The sequence below is a fragment of the Methylobacterium sp. WL64 genome (assembly GCF_008039945.1).
Lineage (GTDB): Bacteria > Pseudomonadota > Alphaproteobacteria > Rhizobiales > Beijerinckiaceae > Methylobacterium.
On the sequence record NZ_VRVA01000119.1, the window covers coordinates 1 to 14,405 of the forward strand.

Genomic DNA, 14,405 nt, shown 5'->3' on the forward strand with positions numbered 1-14,405 from the left:
AATCGTCCTCCGGCGGCGGGGGTGGCGGGGGTGGCCGGCGGCGACGGTCGTATTCGTAGCGATCCGGTCCAGGGCGGCCGAACACGTAGACATCCGCGTCGGGACCGACCTGCGCGCGCACCGGGGCGGCGAGCAGCGGCGCCAGGGTCAGGGCAGCCAGTGCCGCGAGCGAGATCCGTTTCACCATCGTCGTCCTGCCTCGAATCGTCTCGGTCGTCCTGAGGGCCCCAGGCAGCGTGATGAGGCCGGATGCCACGGCCGGAACCGCCTTCCCGGATGCGGGCGTTGCCCGAACCCGGTCTGGCCGCTACCTACGCCCTGCCGTGGGGCCGCCGCCGTCGCCCGCGCCTACCTATCCCCGAGGATCCTTTCATGGAGCTGCTCAAGCTCGCCGCCCTCGATACCGAGGATCTGACCGTGATCTCCGCGCACCTCCAGGACGCGATCCTGCGCCCCGAGGACCTGACCTACCTGAGCGGCGAGCATCGCTTCCTGATGGTCGTACGGCGTTTCGACTGGACGCCCGACGCCCCGCCGCGGCGGCGGCTGGCCGGCCTGCATGTCGAGCGCGTCCTCAGCGTGAAGACCCGTGGGCTGGCTCCGGGCGACACCACGCCGATGAGCCTGCTCGCACTCACCTTCGAGGCGACCGACTCGCCGTCGGGCCATATCGACATGGTGTTCTCCGGCGGCGCGGCGGTGCGGCTCGAGGTCGAGTGCATCGAGGTCCGGATGAAGGATCTCGGTCCGGTCTGGGAGGCGGTCGCCCGCCCCGGCCACGCGATCGACTCGACGACCGATGCGGTGACCGCCCCCGGCCCGGCGGCCTGAGACAGACGAAAGACATCCGATGGTCCGGCTCGACAGCTCAACCCCGAACTTCGCCGCCGATTTCGCGCGGCTGCTCACCCTGAAGCGCGAGATCGCGGAGGATGTCGACGAGGCGGTGCGCGGCATCATCGGCGAGGTCGTCGCCCGGGGCGACGCCGCCCTGGTCGAGTTCACCCGCCGCTTCGACCGGCTCGGCGCGGACTTCTCCGCCGAGGCCCTGCGGATCACCGAGGCCGAAATCGATGCGGCCGTGGCGTCCTGCCCGGACGAGGCGATGACGGCGCTGCGCCTCGCCGCCGAGCGGATCGAGGCGTTCCACGCGCAGCAGAAGCCCCAGGATCATCGGGCAACCGACGCGCTCGGCGTCACCGCCGGCTGGCGCTGGACGGCGCTGGAATCGGTCGGCCTCTACGTTCCCGGCGGGACGGCGAGCTATCCGTCGTCGGTCCTCATGAACGGCGTGCCGGCGCGGGTGGCGGGGGTGCCGCGGATCGTCATGGTGGTGCCGACGCCCGACAACATCCTCAATCCCCTGGTGCTGGCCGCAGCCCGCCTGTCCGGGGTCCACGAGGTCTATCGGGTCGGCGGCGCTCAGGCGGTGGCGGCGCTGGCCTACGGCACCGCGTCCATCGCCCCGGTCGCCAAGATCGTCGGCCCCGGCAACGCCTGGGTGGCCGCGGCCAAGCGTCGGGTGTTCGGCCAGGTCGGGATCGACATGATCGCCGGCCCGTCCGAGGTGCTGATCCTCGCCGACGGCCATGCCAACCCCGATTGGATTGCCGCCGACCTCCTGGCCCAGGCCGAGCACGACACCGCCGCCCAATCGGTGCTGATCACCGACAGCCCGGAACTCGCCGAGGCGGTGGAAGCTGCCGTCGAGCGCGCGCTGACCACCCTGCCCCGGGCCGAGATCGCCCGGGCGAGCTGGCGCGATTACGGCGCGATCATCCGGGTCCGGGATTTCGACGAGGCGGTCCCGCTGGTCGACCGGATCGCCCCCGAGCACCTGGAAATCGAGACCCAGGATGCCGAGGCGCTGTCGGGCAGGATCCGCAACGCCGGCGCGATCTTCCTCGGCTCCCACACCCCGGAGGCGATCGGCGACTATGTCGGCGGCCCGAATCACGTGCTGCCCACCGCCCGCTCGGCCCGGTTCTCCTCGGGCCTCGGCGTCCTGGATTTCATGAAACGAACCACCATCCTGGCCTGCACGCCGGAGAGCTTGCGGGCGCTGGGCCCGGCAGCGATAACGCTCGGCCGGTCGGAGGGTCTGGAGGGTCATGCCCGCTCCGTCGCGATCCGGTTGAACTTGTGAGGTCTTGGGGATGGCCGAGAAGCAGCGCGGGCCGAACCGCCTCGCCAAGGTAAGCCTGGACGAGGCATCCATCGCCCGCGGCAACCCGGATCAGGAGCACGAACGGGCGATCGCGCTATTCGACATCCTGGAGGACAACGTCTTCGCGATTCCGGGCCGCGAGGGGCCCTACATGCTGACGCTCGGCCTCGTCGAGAACAAACTGTCCTTCGCGATCAGCACGGTGGACGGCGAGCCGGTGATGACGCACCTCCTGTCGCTGACGCCGTTCCGGCGGGTGATCCGCGACTACGAGATGATCTGCGAGAGCTACTACAACGCGATCCGTACCGCCTCGCCGTCGCAAATCGAGGCGATCGACATGGGCCGGCGCGGCCTGCACAACGAAGCGTCGGACACGCTCAAGCAGCGCCTCGACGGCAAGGTCGACCTCGACCACGACACGGCGCGCCGCCTGTTCACGCTGATCTTCGCCCTGCACTGGAAGGGCTAGGGCGCCGTCCGGCCCCGAACGGCGATGGTTGAGCCTTTCCCCGAGATCGCCCCGAAGAAGCGGCGGGTCCAGTCGGTCCTGTTCATGTGCAACTTCAATGCGGTGCGCTCGGCCGCGGCCGAGGCGATCGCACGGGCCTATTTCGGCAAATCCACCTACGTGCAGTCGGCCGGCGTGCGCTCGGGCGAGCCCACCGATCCGTTCATGGTCGCGGCGCTCGACGAGGTCGGCATCGACGCGAGCCGGCATCGCCCCCGCACCGTCGAGCAATTGGAGGATTGGGAAGGGCTGAACTTCGACCTGATCATCACCCTCTCGCCGGAGGCGCACCACCGGGCCCTCGACCTGACCCACACGCTCGCGGCCGATGTCGAGTACTGGCCGACGCCGGACCCGACCCTGTTGCAGGACGCCTCCCGGGAGCAGCGCCTGGACGCCTACCGGGACGTGCGCGACGGGCTCACCCGGCGCATCAAGGCGCGGCTGAAGGGCTAGCCGTCATCCGCTCGACCCGCGACAGCAGGCAGCCGGGCCGCGCGGTGTGGACGTTGACGAAGGCCGTGCGCGGATCGCCGAGGGCGCGCAGCAGCGGCGCGTCGATCTCGGCACCGGGACAGACGTGGCCGAGATCGTACAGGCAGAGATCCGCCGCGTCGTAGGACCGGACCGACACCAGGGTGTTGGCGCGGAGGATCGGTGCGACGACATCCGCCGTGACGAAGCTTCCACAGGACCGCGCGTGCAGGAAGATCGGGCTCGGGGCCCAGTAGATGCCGCGCGGACGCCCAAAATCGTAGGACCCGAGCAGCATCGGCTCGCCCGGATCGGCGCAGCACAGGCATTGCCGACAGGGAAACCCGCTGGCGTCGGTCGCCGTGACCGTCCGCACCGGGTTATCGAAATCGTCGCGCCCGCTCCGGCGGAAGCGCTCCGCGATGTCGGTGCCGATCGGCACGCAGCGGTATCGGGTCATGAGGCTCTCCTGGTCCTCGGAAACCGTGCCGGCTCCGGGGTGAGAAAGCGTCCCGCTCCTTGCTGCCGATGTCAGGCCCAGCGGGCAAGCAGCACCGGACCCCATGCACGCACCTGACACTTCCCGCGACATGTAACACCGTACAAGTCATTCAAAATGCGCAGTGTTTCTCAAATCGCTCCAATCCTATATGCTCACAATCGTATTGCTTCGGGAAAATTCCATGTCGTGCGCTCGAATTGCCGCAGCCTCGGTCTGCGCATTTATTTCTCAATGCGGACCATTACTTGCTCAGTGGAGCGCTTCGGGCGGATTGTTGAATGTATCGATCACGAAAAGCTGCTCTGAGACGTCCGGTAATATCGCGACGTCCAAATCCGACGGCCTTTTCCTGTGTCCGACTCGGATCAGTCTGGTCGAGTCCCAGGTCAAGGGCGCCAGTCACTTCTACATCGTCCATGCCTATGGCCTTCTCGCCATCCGAAACAACTCGGAACGGCTGGCAGATTGCTGGGCGGCCCATCAACTCGCCAACGCGCCCAACGGCCTGCACTACATCAAGCAGTGGATCACGCACTGGAGCAATTACGGTGTGACCCAGTCGACGTTCGGCACGCCTGCACAGAGGATCGCCAATGTCCGGTCGTGCTGCGCCTGCGGTATCTAGCGTCCCAACGCCCTGCCCGGCCCCGGACGCCGGCGTGAGCGATTGCTGGGTGGATCTCCGAGCGGCGCCGGATCCAACCCATTACCCCCGGCTGCTGATCAGCCAGGCCCGGAAACGGCCGGCGAGCATCGGCCGGGCTCGGGCGACGTCGTCGCCGTCGAGAAGCGGTGAACGCGCCAGGGCTGCGAGGTAGGCGTCCTCGGCGCTGCGGCAGGCCCGGAACGCGGAATCCGCAGCGAGATCAGGGTCCGTGAGCGCGGCCTGGATCTGGAAGTTGCGGCTAAGACACTCGCGCCAGCCGGCGTGGCGGATCTCGGTCTCGCCGCCAGCGCGCACAGGCCCGGAGGCGAGCAGCATTGCAGCCAGCAGCAAGGGCGATGCGAGAGAGGGAAGCGACATGGATCGGGCACTCGGTCCGGAGACAGGGTGACGCCGACAAGGTTAGCGGGAGCTTACGATCAGGTGAAAATCCGGCTGTCCGGATGTGTCCCGCGAATGGGCCGACGCGGTGCGCAGGACCGGCCCGATCAGCGGTTGGCGGTGGTGACCGGCGAGGTGACGCCGCCGAGCGAGACCCACGCGGTCGCGTCCTGGCTCTCGCGCTTGATGAACACGTAGCCGGTCTTGTGCCACGGCACGATCGCGTTGGTCTTGTTGTCGAGGACCAGGTCGCCGCGGTCGGTGATCAGTGTCAGCACGGCGTGGCCCTCGCCCTTCTCGTCGATCACCACGGTCATGCGCATCGCCCGGCGGGACAGCCCGGCCTCGGCCAGCAGGTGGCGCTTGAGCAGCTGGAAGTCCTCGCAGTCGCCGATGCCGTCCTCGGCCAGGTCCCAGCGGTCGGCGACGTGGAGGTGCTCCATGTCGGTCTTCGGCTCGACCGACTTGTTCACCCGGCGGTTGACCGAGACGATGGCGGCCCAGACCGCCGGGGTCAGGGTGATGCGCGCCGGCTCGCTCCGGTCCACGGCGCATTCCGCCGCGTAGGACTGGCAGAACGTCACCCAGGCTGCGATCGGCCGCGCCGCGCCCTGGGGCTCGGCCCCGATCTGCGGGGACGGCAGGCTGGCGAAGGTCTGGGCCTGCACCGTACCGGCGCCGAGCCCGGCGAAGCACAGGGCCGCCCAGGCGAAGCCGGCCAGGACGCGACGGCTGCGAGCCACCCGACGCAGCGCAGAGCTGGGAACCGAACTCTGCACCATGGAACCCGCGAACCGCATCGCCGTGACCCAACCGTTAAGCTCTCGTTAACGAAAGCTCTCACGCCGGGGGCCCGGCGGCAATCGGCGGATTAACAAAAGGTTAATGCTGTGCGCAACGCGGATGACGTAGGAATTCTCCGACCTGTGGCGCCCGTGCCTGCAGGTAGGTGAGACCCGCGCGAAAACGTGAAGATGTCCAAAGGCATTCGCGAGCCGTGAGCGCCGTTGTCCACCGCCGCCACCTGAAGAACCGGAACGCTAGGGCGGCTGGAGGAACGACATGCGGTGCACAACTGATGCGCTCGCGGCGCTCGCAGTCGCGGGGCTGGTGATCGGGACCCTGGGGGCGGCTCCGGCCTCGGCCGCCAACCCGGACACCCCATCGCCCCCGCAGACGAGCCCCGGCGACCTCAAGAGCGACGGCCCGACGCAGCCGGCCAAGGTCCAGGACGGCCAGTACACCGACAAGAACGGCGATCCGACCTATCACGTCACCGACGGCGGCAAGAAGGTCGATTGGTACACGATGTCGGGGTACCTGCGGTACAACGCCAACTGCATCGTCTGCCACGGCCCGGACGGCATGGGCTCGACCTATGCGCCCTCCCTGGTCGATGCGCTCAAGGGCATGGACTACGCGCACTTCGCCGGCATCATCACCGGCGGCAAGAAGGACGTGAACGCCTCCCAGGAGCTCGTCATGCCGGCGTTCGGGGATAACCGGAACGTCATGTGCTACATGCCGGACATCTACACGTATCTGCGCGCCCGCGCGGATGGCGTGGTCGGGCGCAACCGCCCGGCCGATCACGAGGCGAAACCCGCTGCCTTCACGAAGGCGGAAGATGTCTGCATGAAGTGAGCGGCGCCGCGTTTCCACGCGTGTCAGGGCCTCCGAAAGAGACGGCGCAACGCCCCGTTGCGCCGTTCGGTTGTGCACGACATACTCCGCGCAAGACTCTTGAAGAGCGAGGCAAAGCTCGCCGAAGGGGGTGTGAGGGGGTGGAACGTGGCTCAAGGAACCGGAGTGCGCCGCCATGCGTGCGGCATCTGGACGGCCTGGACGGAGGCTGCGGCGGCCCCTGAGGCTGTCTCCGAGATCGCGCGGGCGATCGGTACCCCGGCCCTGTCCCAGATCGTCGCCTTCTTCTCGCACGATTACGACCCCGAAATCCTGGCTGCCGCCATGGAGAGGCAGTTCCCCGGCGTCCCGGTCGCGGGCTGCTCGATGTCGGGGGGCATCGCTCCGGCGGGCGGCCTCGATCGCGGCCTCGTCGTGATCGCCTTCCCGTCCGAGCGCTTCCGCATCGTCTCGACCGTGCTCGACGCCATCGACCACCTCGATGTCGAACGCACCGCCTCAGCTGTGCGTGCCCTGCGCCGGACCCTCGATCCGCCGGTGTCCTCCCGCGAAGCCGAAGCGCCCGCCGTCGATCGCCGCTTCGCCCTGTCGCTGATCGATGGGCTCGCCAACGCGGAGGAGACGGTGGTCTCGGCCATCGCCTGGGCACTCGACGGCATCCCGATCGTCGGCGGTTCGGCGGGCGACGACCTGCGCTTCCGGGACGCGGTGCTGCTGCATGGCGGCCGGATCCACCGTAACGCCGCGGTGCTGGTGCTGGTCGAGACGGATTTCCCGTTCGAGATCTTCAAGAGCGACAATTTCGAACCGACCGGGACCAAGTTCGTCGTCACCGCCTCGGACAGCGAGCGGCGCACCGTCCACGAACTCAACGCCGAGCCGGCGGCGCGGGAATACGCCATGGCGATCGGCCTCGATCCCGAGGGCCTTTCGCCGATGAGCTTTGCCGCCTACCCGCTCGCCGTGAAGGTCGGCGGCGAGTATTTCTGCCGCTCGATCCGCCGCATGAACGAGGACGGCTCGCTGAGCTTCTTCTGCGCCATCGACGAGGGCGTGGTGCTGACGCTGGCTGAGCCGCGGGACATCGTGGCCTCGACCCGGACCGAGCTGGCCCGCCTCGACACGGTGGTGGGCGGCGTAGACCTGATCATCGGCTTCGAATGCGTCCTGCGCCGGCTCGATGCCGAGAGCCGGCAGGTGGGCCACGGCATCGCCGACCTGTACCGCCGCTACAACGTCGTCGGCTTCGAGACCTTCGGCGAGCAGTACCGGGCGATGCACCTCAACCAGACCTTCACGGGCATCGCGATCGGCAAGGGGCTGACCCGGGGCACGGAGCCCAGCGGCCCGCCGGTCCCGGCCGGATCATGACCCTGCACCCGGGCGGGCTCGAGACCGACGCCTCCCTGCTCCGGCGGATCGAGAAGCTGGAGCGGATCAACGCCGCGCTGATGTCTCACGTCGAGCGCAGCATGGACCAGCGCGGCAGCGCCTACTCGCTGTTCCAGACCGCGATCATGCTGGAGGGCCGCGTCCGCACCCGCACCGAGGAGCTGACCGGTCTGATGCACCGCCTGGAGCGCTCGAACGAGGCCCTGGCGGCGGCCAAGGAGGAGGCCGAGACCGCCAACCGCTCCAAGACCCGGTTCCTGGCGGCGGCGAGCCACGACCTGCTGCAGCCGGTAAACGCGGCCCGCCTGTCGATCTCGACCCTGGACGACCTGCCGCTGCCGCCCGAGGCGCGCACCATTGCGGGCCGGGTGGAGCGGGGCCTCCAGACGATCGAGGACCTGATCAAAACGCTCCTGGACATCTCGAAGCTCGATGCCGGCATCGTCCGGCCGCAGTTGCAGCCGGTCTTCCTGCCCGACCTGCTGGCCGAGCTGGCGGGGAGCTTCAAGCCGTTCGCGGAGCGCAAGGGCCTGCGGCTCGCCGTGCGCTGCCCGGACCTCACGGTCACCAGCGACGTGATGCTGCTCCAGCGCATCGTCCAGAACCTGGTCTCCAACGCCATCCGCTACACCGGCGCGGGCGGCATCGTGCTCGCGGCGCGGCGCGCCGCCGGCGGAGTCCGGGTGGATGTGTTCGATACTGGCTGCGGCATCGCCGCCGAGGAGCGCGACCTGGTCTTCGAGGAGTTCTTCCGGGGCGGCACCCGGACCGGCGCCGCGGAGGAGCCGGGCCTCGGCCTGGGCCTGTCGATCGTGCGGCGCATGGCCCAGGCGCTGGATCATCCTTTGACCCTGGCCTCGCGGCCCGGCCACGGCACCCGGGTGACCCTGGGCCTGCCGCTGAGCCCGATCCCGGCCGCCATCGCGCTGCCGGCCCCCGGGGTGACCCGCCTCTCGGGCGCCCACGTCCTGGCGGTGGAGAACGACGCCGCGACGGCCGACGCCTTGGCACGCCTGCTGCAGAACTGGGACGCCCGGGTCTCGACCTTCCGGGATTTGGCCGGGGTCCGCGCCGCCATGCAGGCCGGAGCCCCGCGGCCCGACATCCTGGTCCTCGACTACCACCTCGACGACGATGCCTGCGGGCTCGACGTCGCCGCGTACCTGAATGACCTCTACGGCGAGGCGCTGCCGGTGATCGTCACCACCGCCGACCATTCCCGCGAGTTCGAGGCGAAGGTTGCACGGTCCGGCGCGGAGTTGCTGCGCAAACCGATCAAGCCCGCGCAGCTGCGCTCGCTCCTGACTTACATGCTCGCGTGATGCATAGCCGGGCGAACAATCCCGCCGCGCCGTGACATAGGACACACCACGGCCCTCGACGCTGTGCTGCGGCTGCGCGAGAGGGAACCGGAATCCGCGGTGCATTCGCGCCCGGATCTCCCCCCGCAACCGACGTCGCCGGCCCTCCGGGACGCCGCAGGAGCGCGCGCATGGCGCAGGTCCCGGCCGGTACAGGCGTCCCCGCCCAGCACGACGGCCTGCCGCCGCGGGAGCGCGTCCTGGCGATGGCGGCGATCGGGCTGGCCATGACCATGGCGGTCCTCGACGGGGCGATCGTCAACGTGGCCTTGCCCGTGATGGCGAAGGACCTGGCGGTGAAGCCCGCCGACGCGATCTTCGTGGTCAACGCCTACCAGATCGCCGTGACGGCGAGCCTCCTGCCCTTCGCATCGCTCGGCGACATCTTCGGCTTCCGCCGGGTCTACCTGCCGGGGCTCGCAGTGTTCGTCGCGGCGTCGCTGGCCTGCGCGCTGGCGCCGAGCCTGCCCTTGCTGATTGCGGGGCGCATCGTCCAGGGGCTCGGCGCCGCGGCGATCATGAGCGTCAACATCGGCTTCGTGCGGTTCATCTATCCGCACCGGATGATCGGCCAGGGGGTCGCCAACGTCGCCCTGGTGGTGGCGGTGGCCTCGGCGGCGGGGCCAACCGTGGCGGCCGCGATCCTGTCCGTGGCGAGCTGGCCCTGGCTGTTCCTGGTCAACGTCCCGGTGGGGCTGCTCGCCCTGGCGGTGGCCACGCGCACCCTGCCGGCGACCCCGGCCAGCGGGCGGCGCTTCGACCTGGTGAGCGCGGTGCTCAACGCGCTGACCTTCGGCCTGCTGATCATCGGCATCGACGGGCTCGGCGACCCCGAGGGCCAAGCGATCGCCGTCGCCGAACTTGTCGGCGCCCTGGTGATCGGCACCGTGTTCGTGCGGCGCCAGATCCGGCTGCCCGCCCCGCTGCTCCCGGTGGACCTCCTGCGGATTCCCGCCTTCGCCCTGTCGATGGCGACTTCGGTGGCCTCCTTCTGCGCCCAGATGGTGTCCTACGTGGCGCTGCCGTTCTACTTCCAGGACGTGCTGCACCTCTCCAGCACCCAGACCGGCTTCCTGCTCACCCCCTGGCCGATCGCGGTGGCCGCGATGGCGCCGATCTCGGGGCGCCTGGCCGACCGCTACCCGCCCGGGCTGCTCGGCGGCATCGGCCTCGCCATGCTGGCGGCCGGCCTCGTCGGCGTGACGCTGTTGCCCGAGTCGCCCGCCACCCTCGACATCGTCTGGCGCCTGACCCTGTGCGGGCTCGGCTTCGGCCTGTTCCAGTCGCCCAACAACAAGGTGATCGTCACTTCGGCGCCGCGGGAGCGCGCCGGCGGGGCAAGCGGCATGCAGTCGACGGCCCGCCTCACCGGGCAGTCGTTCGGCGCCGCCCTCGTGGCGGTGATCTTCGGGCTGACCCACGGGCTGGGCGCCGAACGGGCCGTGACCCTCTCGCTCTCCTGCGCGGTGGCGCTCGCCGCAATCGGCGGCTGCGCCAGCGTCCTGCGGCGGGGTAAGGGCGGTTAGGCGAGCCCGGTATGCCACCGACCGGCCTGGCGCGCGTTGGGCCGAGATCCACAACCCGTGTTCCAAGCCCCGGAGTCTCCGCCCATGGACCTCGACCTCACCGGCAAGAAGGCCCTCGTCACCGGCTCGACCGGCGGCATCGGCTACGCCATCGCCAAGGAGCTCTGCGACCTCGGCGCGGAGGTCGGCGTCAACGGCCGCACCGCCGAGCGGGTCGAGGCGGCGCTGACCAAGCTGCGCGGCGAGACCAAGGCCGGCCGCGCCTTCGCGGCACCGGGCGACGTGGCCACCGCCGAAGGGGTCGATGCTCTCGTCCGGGGGCTGCCCGCGGTCGACATCCTGGTCAACAACACCGGGATCTTCGAGCCGAAGCCGTTCTTCGAGATCCCGGACGCGGACTGGCAGCGCTTCTACGACGTGAACGTGATGAGCGGCGTGCGCCTGTCGCGTGCCTACGCCCCGGCCATGGCCGAGCGCGGCTGGGGCCGCGTGATCTTCATCTCGAGCGAGTCGGGCATCAACACGCCGACCGAGATGGTCCATTACGGGATGACGAAGACCGCGCAGCTCGCGATCTCTCGGGGCCTGGCGCAGACCGTCGCCGGCACCGGCGTAACGGTCAACAGCGTGCTGCCCGGGCCGACCCTGTCGGAAGGCGTCGCCGAGTTCATGAAGCAGATGGCCGGTGGGTCGGCCGACGCCGACCTCGACGCGATGGGCCGTGCCTTCGTGGCCCAGCATCGCCCGTCGTCGCTGATCAAGCGCCTTGCCACGGTGGAGGAGGTTGCGAACCTCGTCGCCTATCTCTGCAGCCCGGCAGCGAGCGCCACGACGGGCGCTGCGCTGCGGGTGGATGGCGGTGTCCTGCAAGGTCTCGCGTAGACCGCATCGAGCGAAACGGTCTTCGGCTCGGGGCCGTCGGGCCCCGTTCGATCGAGAGCCACCGGTCCGGCGAAGGCGCCGGACCCGGGCTTAGACGATCAAGACTTCAGGTGAGCCGCGAGGTGCTTGTTCATCTCGAACATGGAGCACTTGTCCTTGCCGAAGACCTTCTTGAGCTTGTCGTCGGCCAGGATCTCGCGCTTGTTCTCGGGGTTCTGCAGGTTGTGCTTCTTGATGTAGTCCCACACCTTGCTGACCACCTCGCCCCGGGGCAACGGATCGGTGCCGACGATCGCGCCGAGATCGGCAGACGGCTTCAGCGGCTGCTGCAGGGCGTTCGGCTTCGCGCCGGCGGCCTTGGTGGCGGCGGGCTTGGCAGCCTTCGCGGGCGCGGCCTTGGCGGCCTTCGGCTCGTCGGCCTTCGTGGTCTTGGCCGCCTTCGGCGCAGCCTTCTCGGTCTTCGTGGCCATAAACTTCCTCCGGTTCTCGGGCCGCAGGCCGGGGCATGAGCGCCCCACGGCCGAGCCAGCATAGCAGCAACTAAGCGGTGCCGCCGCCGTTCCAAGGGGAAATCGCCTTCGCGGGGGCCTCATCCACAGGGCAGGCGCGGAAATCCACACCGGAAGCCGCCGATCTGCACCGCCGCGAAGAACATTCCGCCGAACCCGCGCGCTCGAAACCTGCTCTTAAGGATCAGGCCCGAGAAATACAGTCATGTTTACCCCGGTTCTCGCGCTCGCGCTGCTGCTCGCCACCGGGCTCGTGCTCGGTCTTGGTCTCGGTATCCGGGCCGAGCCGGTCTCGTCCGGCCTGGAACCGCAACGCGGGCTGGTTTGACGGCGCACGGGATTGCCGTGCCGGGCTGCCGGGTCCATGGGCCCGCGAGCATGATCGATCCCATCACATCCACCACCCTGGAAAGCACCGCCCACGTCGTCCAGGTGGCGCTGAGCCCGGTCTTCCTGCTGTCCGGGCTCGCGACGCTGCTCAACGTCTTCGGTGCCCGGCTCGCGCGGGTGGCCGACCAGGCCGAGCGCGTGTCGACGCTGCTGGCTGGAGCCGGCGAGGCCGAGCGGATCATCCTGGGTCAGCGGCTCGACCGGCTTCATACGCGCTCGCTGGCGCTGGACGCGGCGGTGTTCCTGGCCGCGCTCGGCGGCGTCGCGACCTGCGGCTCGGTGCTGACGCTGTTCGTCGGCGCCCTGCGCGACAGCACGGTGGCGAGCCTGCTGTTCGGCCTGTTCGGGACCGCGATCCTGTGCACGCTTTGCGCGCTCATCGCGTTCGGCTTCGAGATGCTGCTGGCCAGCCGCTCGGTCCGGGACCGGATCAACCAGCGCCGGGCCGATGCCGGGATGTTGGCGGATCTCTAAGCCACCGGAACCCGCTCCCGCCCCGGCGTTTAGTGACCAGGGCCGGCGGCACGTCCGGCCCGGTCCGCGTAACCCGGGAGTCACCATGCCGACGGATCTGCCCACCGAGCGTCCCGTGAGAAAGACGGGCTCCCTGGAGCTCGATCCCACCGGCGAGGGCATCGCCATCGACGAGACCGCCCGCCTGATCGCCTCGAACAAGGTCGAGGGCACGGCGGTGTACGACCGCGAGGGAAAGCACCTCGGGGCCGTGTACAACTTCATGGTGGATAAGGTCACCGGCCAGGTTGCCTACGCGGTGCTGGCCTTCGGGGGCTTCCTCGGGCTCGGCGAGAACCACCACCCCCTGCCCTGGAAGGCACTGACCTACAGCACCGAACTCGGCGGCTACGTGGTCGACATCGATCCGGGCAACCTCGCCGGCGCACCGAGCCACGGCCCGGGCGAGGACGCCTTCGCCGACCTGAACTACCGCGGGAAGATCGAGGATTATTACGGCGTGCGCGCGCCAACGCTGTGAGCGAAGGGCGCGGGCCATCGACGCTCCACCGGGACGCCTCGTGCCCGCACGGGCTTTTGCCGCCGGCACCCTTGCGGACCGCGACGGGCCACCTCTCCCGCACGGGAGAGGTGGCCCGCGCCCATCACGACTAGCGCCGCGCCCGCTTCCGGTTACGGTCCTCAGAACTTCCCGCCGAGGCCGACGCTGCCGCCGGGCGACAGCATGGGGCCCATCGAGTTGCTGCCCGCGCCGCCAGCGGCGTTGCCGCCCTCGATGTCCTCGCGCCGGATCCGGCGTTCCCTGGCATTGGCCGATTGCGTCGCGCCGCCGGCGCTGCGCGGGATCGCCAGCTGCTTCGTCGGAGCGGTCTGGAGCGGCTGCCCGTCGGCATCGACCCCGGCGTTGCGGGCCTCGCGGTTGGGCAGGGAGCCGCGCAGCGAGGGCGGCAGCCCGACCTCGGTTTCCGGCATCACGCCGCCCCCGCCGCCGAGCGCCTGACAGCCGGCCACCAGGCTGGCCAGGGCGGCGCAGAGCGCGAGGCCGCGCGCAGTGGCACAGACCGACGAGGGGAGGGTCGACATCGTGTAGTCCTCGCAAGGGGCCGCGGTGGTCTCCGCAGCTCGCAAAAGCTTATCGTCGGCTGTCTACGCTCGGGTTGCGGCGAAAACCAGACACATGCGCGCCAGCACCCGTCGCGCGCGTCCGGGAGGGCGTCCGGATCGGACCGGCGCGGAACTTGCCGGCTGGCCCCGACGGTCCATAACTTCGCCCAGGTCCTTCGGCAGGGTGCTGTCCGCAGGCGGGGTCGCGCCGACGGCGGGCCCAAATCCGGCCGATACGGTCGCGGTCTTGCCGGCGCGTCGGCCCGGCCCGGCCCTTCCTCAGAGGACGCAGCGTGTTCAGAACCAACCGGATGATCGCGGCCGTGACGCTCGCCCTGTGGGCGTCGGGCGTTGCGGCGCAGGCCCCGGCCCCCGGGGGCGATGGCGCAGCATCCGGCCAGACCCCGACGCAGGGTCCACCCGC

The 14,405-nt window shown here is 69.8% G+C and carries 18 protein-coding genes and 1 pseudogene; 13 read left to right on the forward strand and 6 right to left on the reverse strand.

What is annotated here, in order from left to right; all coding sequences use genetic code 11:
• Positions 1-187 (reverse strand): annotated as a pseudogene (locus tag FV242_RS28040) (hypothetical protein); the annotation flags it as partial.
• A gap of 185 nt (positions 188-372) precedes the next feature.
• Between FV242_RS28040 and FV242_RS28045 the strand changes: the two are divergent.
• From FV242_RS28045 to FV242_RS28060, 4 genes are read left to right on the forward strand one after another with little or no spacing between them, the layout of a single operon-like run.
• The gene (locus FV242_RS28045; RefSeq protein ID WP_147910333.1) at positions 373-831 is read left to right on the forward strand and encodes a DUF2948 family protein; all 459 of its coding nucleotides are present in this window, start codon (positions 373-375) and stop codon (positions 829-831) included.
• A gap of 19 nt (positions 832-850) precedes the next feature.
• Positions 851-2,146: a histidinol dehydrogenase gene (gene hisD, locus FV242_RS28050; RefSeq protein ID WP_147941226.1), complete on the forward strand. Its 1,296-nt coding sequence runs from the start codon at positions 851-853 to the stop codon at positions 2,144-2,146.
• Positions 2,147-2,156: 10 nt separating this feature from the next.
• Positions 2,157-2,639, forward strand: coding sequence for a UPF0262 family protein (locus FV242_RS28055; protein WP_147910335.1), 483 nt, complete (start codon positions 2,157-2,159; stop codon positions 2,637-2,639).
• A gap of 24 nt (positions 2,640-2,663) precedes the next feature.
• Positions 2,664-3,134, forward strand: coding sequence for a low molecular weight phosphatase family protein (locus tag FV242_RS28060; RefSeq protein WP_147910336.1), 471 nt, complete (start codon positions 2,664-2,666; stop codon positions 3,132-3,134).
• On the opposite strand, the gene FV242_RS28065 is transcribed toward FV242_RS28060, so the two are convergent.
• On the reverse strand, positions 3,112-3,612 hold the full coding sequence (locus FV242_RS28065) for a DUF1203 domain-containing protein (protein WP_147941227.1): 501 nt from the start codon (positions 3,610-3,612) through the stop codon (positions 3,112-3,114). The two genes, FV242_RS28060 and FV242_RS28065, sit on opposite strands and share 23 nt — an antisense overlap.
• 223 nt (positions 3,613-3,835) lie before the next feature.
• Here FV242_RS28065 and FV242_RS28070 point away from each other — a divergent pair, with 223 nt between their 5' ends.
• Entirely contained in the window at positions 3,836-4,279 is a 444-nt protein-coding gene (locus FV242_RS28070) for a hypothetical protein (protein ID WP_147941228.1), read from the forward strand.
• An 81-nt stretch (positions 4,280-4,360) separates the two neighbouring features.
• On the opposite strand, the gene FV242_RS28075 is transcribed toward FV242_RS28070, so the two are convergent.
• A complete protein-coding gene (locus tag FV242_RS28075) occupies positions 4,361-4,678 on the reverse strand; it encodes a hypothetical protein (RefSeq protein ID WP_147941229.1) in 318 nt (105 codons plus the stop codon).
• Positions 4,679-4,806: 128 nt separating this feature from the next.
• Positions 4,807-5,499 carry a transglutaminase-like cysteine peptidase gene (locus FV242_RS28080; RefSeq protein ID WP_187193416.1) on the reverse strand — a complete coding sequence of 231 codons (693 nt, stop codon included), beginning with the start codon at positions 5,497-5,499 and terminating at the stop codon, positions 4,807-4,809.
• 262 nt (positions 5,500-5,761) lie between these two features.
• Here FV242_RS28080 and FV242_RS28085 point away from each other — a divergent pair, with 262 nt between their 5' ends.
• The 5 genes from FV242_RS28085 (at position 5,762) to FV242_RS28105 (ending at position 11,504) form a co-directional block, all read left to right on the forward strand.
• Positions 5,762-6,343 (forward strand): c-type cytochrome, methanol metabolism-related, encoded by a 582-nt coding sequence (locus FV242_RS28085; protein WP_147910341.1) that lies wholly within the window; start codon positions 5,762-5,764, stop codon positions 6,341-6,343.
• 165 nt (positions 6,344-6,508) lie between these two features.
• Positions 6,509-7,714, forward strand: coding sequence for an FIST signal transduction protein (locus FV242_RS28090; RefSeq protein ID WP_246692917.1), 1,206 nt, complete (start codon positions 6,509-6,511; stop codon positions 7,712-7,714).
• On the forward strand, positions 7,711-9,057 hold the full coding sequence (locus tag FV242_RS28095) for a hybrid sensor histidine kinase/response regulator (RefSeq protein ID WP_147941231.1): 1,347 nt from the start codon (positions 7,711-7,713) through the stop codon (positions 9,055-9,057). The genes FV242_RS28090 and FV242_RS28095 overlap by 4 nt, the downstream gene beginning before the upstream one ends.
• Before the next feature lie 170 nt (positions 9,058-9,227).
• Positions 9,228-10,622, forward strand: coding sequence for an MFS transporter (locus FV242_RS28100; RefSeq protein ID WP_147941232.1), 1,395 nt, complete (start codon positions 9,228-9,230; stop codon positions 10,620-10,622).
• An 84-nt stretch (positions 10,623-10,706) separates the two neighbouring features.
• Positions 10,707-11,504 (forward strand): SDR family NAD(P)-dependent oxidoreductase, encoded by a 798-nt coding sequence (locus FV242_RS28105; RefSeq protein ID WP_147941233.1) that lies wholly within the window; start codon positions 10,707-10,709, stop codon positions 11,502-11,504.
• Between the two features lie 98 nt (positions 11,505-11,602).
• Here FV242_RS28105 and FV242_RS28110 read toward each other — a convergent pair whose 3' ends face one another.
• Positions 11,603-11,974 carry an SWIB/MDM2 domain-containing protein gene (locus FV242_RS28110; protein ID WP_147910346.1) on the reverse strand — a complete coding sequence of 124 codons (372 nt, stop codon included), beginning with the start codon at positions 11,972-11,974 and terminating at the stop codon, positions 11,603-11,605.
• A 244-nt stretch (positions 11,975-12,218) separates the two neighbouring features.
• On the opposite strand from FV242_RS28110, the gene FV242_RS36170 reads away from it, so the two are divergent.
• From FV242_RS36170 to FV242_RS28120, 3 genes are all read left to right on the forward strand, one after another.
• On the forward strand, positions 12,219-12,341 hold the full coding sequence (locus tag FV242_RS36170) for a hypothetical protein (protein ID WP_281407111.1): 123 nt from the start codon (positions 12,219-12,221) through the stop codon (positions 12,339-12,341).
• Positions 12,342-12,391: 50 nt separating this feature from the next.
• Positions 12,392-12,877, forward strand: a complete 486-nt coding sequence (locus tag FV242_RS28115) for a DUF2721 domain-containing protein (protein WP_147910347.1) — start codon at positions 12,392-12,394, stop codon at positions 12,875-12,877.
• 85 nt (positions 12,878-12,962) lie between these two features.
• Positions 12,963-13,397 (forward strand): PRC-barrel domain-containing protein, encoded by a 435-nt coding sequence (locus tag FV242_RS28120; RefSeq protein ID WP_147941234.1) that lies wholly within the window; start codon positions 12,963-12,965, stop codon positions 13,395-13,397.
• Positions 13,398-13,558: 161 nt separating this feature from the next.
• On the opposite strand, the gene FV242_RS28125 is transcribed toward FV242_RS28120, so the two are convergent.
• Positions 13,559-13,960, reverse strand: coding sequence for a hypothetical protein (locus FV242_RS28125; protein ID WP_147941235.1), 402 nt, complete (start codon positions 13,958-13,960; stop codon positions 13,559-13,561).
• Positions 13,961-14,405: the final 445 nt, after the last annotated feature.